3 protein-coding genes are annotated in these 3,749 nt (G+C 42.9%); 2 read left to right on the forward strand and 1 reads right to left on the reverse strand.

From position 1 onward, the window contains the following. Window positions 1–190 precede the first annotated feature (190 nt). Entirely contained in the window at window positions 191–412 is a 222-nt protein-coding gene (cspD, locus tag AB4180_RS18200; protein WP_009846336.1) for a cold shock domain-containing protein CspD, read from the reverse strand. A 589-nt stretch (window positions 413–1,001) separates the two neighbouring features. Between cspD and clpS the strand changes: the two genes are divergently transcribed. Further along, window positions 1,002–1,322, forward strand: a complete 321-nt coding sequence (gene clpS / locus AB4180_RS18205; protein ID WP_009846337.1) for an ATP-dependent Clp protease adapter ClpS — start codon at window positions 1,002–1,004, stop codon at window positions 1,320–1,322. Between the two features lie 39 nt (window positions 1,323–1,361). Next, the gene (clpA, locus tag AB4180_RS18210; RefSeq protein WP_012603605.1) at window positions 1,362–3,635 is read left to right on the forward strand and encodes an ATP-dependent Clp protease ATP-binding subunit ClpA; all 2,274 of its coding nucleotides are present in this window, start codon (window positions 1,362–1,364) and stop codon (window positions 3,633–3,635) included. Window positions 3,636–3,749 lie beyond the last annotated feature (114 nt).

A 3,749-nucleotide genomic window follows, 5' to 3' on the forward strand; every position in this document is an offset into this window, starting at 1 on the left:
CTAGACCTAGACCTAGACCTGCTAAAGGGATCTCTCGGACGATTTGTACTGGTGAATAGCTTTTAGCTCTCAGATCGAAAAACCGCCCATTTAAGCCTGTATTACAGGTATGAAATGAGCGGTTTCAATGTTCTGCTTACCTGACAGTCGTTTATTAAGACTGATAGAGGTCTACATGTTTGGCAATCGCCTATTTTACGGCGCTGCCTTCTACAGGAACAACGGAGCTAGCATGGGAGCCTTTAGGTCCACTTTCTACTTCATAATCGACCTGTTGACCTGCCTTTAAGGTTCGATAACCTTCCATTTGTATTGTGGAGTAGTGCGCGAAAATATCGCCATCTTCACCTTCTGGACAAATAAAACCAAACCCTTTGGCATTGTTAAACCATTTTACTGTACCTGTAGCCATGCTATACATCCCTCATGCATTTTGTTACTAACGTTGTTATATCAAATCAATGTAAGTTCGATTGATATTATTCCTATCAACTAAACAATTTCAGCTGATAGCTTGAATCTCATACATTGCTTACGGAAATTAACGCTACCCTGCGTAATTATTCCTTATTATAAATTTTTAACGCTTATTACTAGGTTTAGAATCGTGTTACGAAGTTGTATCAGAAAAACCTTTTAGCTCCAATGTAGCTAATGATTGAGTACAGTCAATAGCAAATTGGTATAAAAATGATCAATTTTAATAACAAATCACATTCGAGATTGGCTGCATACTATTAACTAAATAGTAACTTAACGACGATCTTATCGTCACCATCAATAGTTGTGGTGTCTTTTTAATCAATCACATATGTTAATCCTGTTAATCGAGATCTTTTATTTGCAGCGATGGAAATGGTGGATTAGGCTCAGTATAGAGGAATATTTTTTGGTACTGTTTCTTGGTGCAGTTTCTTAGTACACCGTAATGCGTGAATGTGGTAAATTTGAGTTAACTAAACATTCACGACTTCCGAAAAATAACCCTTAGCAAAGCTAATATGAGCAGAAACTTTGAATGGGCATCTCCAGGCTCAGATTTACTGGAGAAAGAGAGAACTAAAGTAAAGCCACCGGCAATGTATAACGTTGTATTACATAACGATGACTACACGCCCATGGACTTTGTAATCGAGATCCTAGAGCGATTTTTCTCACTAGATATCGAAAAAGCAACGGAAGTGATGCTCAAGGTTCATTATGAAGGTAAAGCTATTTGCGGCACATACAGTGCTGAAATAGCGGAAACAAAGGTAGCGCAGGTAACGATGTACTCAAAGGAAAATGAGCATCCGCTACTATGTACAATGGAGCAAGTGTAAATTGCTCGAACAACACTGTTGTTCCCTTAGGAGGTACTTATGCTAAATAAAGAATTAGAGACGAGTTTAAATGGCGCATTTTCTCGTGCGCGAGACAAGCGACATGAATTCATGACTGTCGAACACCTCCTACTAGCATTATTAGAAAATGATGCGGCCAAGGAAGCGCTCCAAGCTTGTCAGGCTGATCTCGATGCTCTTCGCAATGAGCTCGATATTTTTATCGACCAAACGACCCCACTCATCCCTGAAAGCGACGAGACTCGTGAAACCCAGCCCACGCTGAGCTTTCAACGAGTACTTCAGCGCGCTGTTTTTCACGTTCAATCTTCAGGTCGCAGCGAAGTAACAGGTGCAAATGTACTTGTGGCTATTTTTAGTGAGCAAGAATCTCACGCGGCATATCTTCTTAAGAAAAACGACATCAGCCGCTTAGACATAGTGAATTTTATTTCACACGGTATTACCAAAGGCAGCAATGAAGGCGATAGCGGTTCATCTCCTGATTCATTTGGTGGTGCAGAGAATGCCGAAGAAGCTAACTCAGAAGATCGTCTAGAAAATTTTGCGACCAACCTTAACGAAGTAGCGAAGCAAGGTAACATTGACCCACTAATCGGTCGTGACAAAGAGCTAGAACGTACCGTTCAAGTTCTGTGTCGTCGTCGTAAGAACAACCCTCTATTAGTGGGAGAGGCGGGTGTGGGTAAAACTGCTATCGCTGAAGGTCTTGCATGGCGCATCGTTGAAGGCCAAGTCCCTGAAATCATTCAGAGCAGCGTGATTTACTCTTTGGATATTGGTTCATTGCTTGCGGGAACGAAATATCGTGGTGACTTTGAGAAGCGCTTTAAAGCGATTCTGAAGCAACTCGAGAAAGAAGAAGACGCTATCCTGTTCATCGATGAGATCCATACCATTATTGGTGCGGGTGCAGCATCGGGTGGTCAGGTGGATGCGGCAAACCTAATTAAACCGCTATTAAGCAGCGGTAAATTACGTTGTATTGGCTCAACCACTTACCAAGAGTACAGCAGTATTTTTGAGAAGGAGCGTGCTTTATCTCGTCGCTTCCAGAAAATCGATATTGTTGAACCATCGCTAGATGATACAACCAAAATTCTGATTGGCTTGAAGCCAAAATACGAAGCTCATCACGAAGTACGTTACACCAACAAAGCGTTACGTGCCGCTGTGGAGTTGTCTGCTAAGTATATTAATGAACGTCACCTTCCAGATAAGGCGATTGACGTTATTGATGAAGCGGGTGCTCGTAGTCGTTTGGCGCCTGCAAGTCGTCGTAAGAAAACGGTAAGCGTGGCTGATATTGAGTCAATGGTTGCGAAAATGGCGCGTATTCCTGAGAAGTCAGTATCGTCTTCAGACAAAGATACGCTGCAGAAACTGGATGACCGCATGAAAATGTTGGTATTCGGACAAGACCCAGCGATCGATGTATTGAGCGAAGCGATCAAGCTAACTCGTGCAGGGTTGGGAGCAGACAATAAACCTGTTGGTTCATTCTTGTTTGCTGGCCCTACTGGTGTCGGTAAAACAGAGGTGACTGTTCAACTGTCTAAATTGATGGGTATTGAGCTTCTGCGCTTTGATATGTCTGAGTACGGTGAGCGTCACTCGGTAAGCCGCTTGATCGGTGCGCCTCCTGGTTATGTTGGTTATGATCAAGGTGGTCTGCTAACCGATGCTGTTATCAAGAACCCACACTCTGTTGTGCTACTTGATGAGATCGAGAAGGCACACCCAGATATCTTTAACTTGTTATTACAGGTGATGGACAACGGTACGCTAACCGACAACAACGGTCGCAAAGCAGATTTCCGCAATGTGATCCTAGTGATGACGACCAACGCTGGTGTTGCAGAAACCGAGAAGAAATCGATCGGTTTGATCCAGCAAGATCATGCGCCAGACGCAATGAGTGAAATTAAGAAGGTATTTACTCCTGAGTTCCGTAACCGTCTTGATAATATCATCTGGTTCAACAGCCTTGATCCAAGTGTGATCAGTCAAGTTGTTGATAAATTCATTGTTGAGCTTCAGGTCCAACTGGACGCTCGTGGTGTATCTTTAGAGGTTTCTGAGGATGCTCGTCATTGGTTAGCTGAAAGAGGCTATGACAAGACCATGGGCGCTCGTCCGATGGGACGAGTGATTCAAGAGAAGCTTAAAAAGCCTCTTGCTAATGAGTTGCTGTTCGGAAGTTTGGTTGACGGCGGTACGGTTAAAGTATCTCTGAAAAAAGACGAACTGGATTTCATCTATGTTGGTGCGAAAGAAGAGGTTATGCATTAGGCATACTTCTTAAACACTAACGGCTTATAAAGAGCACTGGGTACAGTTAATTACGATATTAAACGCATGACTTCGGTTGTGCGTTTTTTATGCTTGCTAGATGCTAGATGCTAG

It is taken from the genome of Vibrio sp. 10N.286.49.C3 (genome assembly GCF_041469545.1).
GTDB lineage: Bacteria > Pseudomonadota > Gammaproteobacteria > Enterobacterales > Vibrionaceae > Vibrio > Vibrio tasmaniensis_A.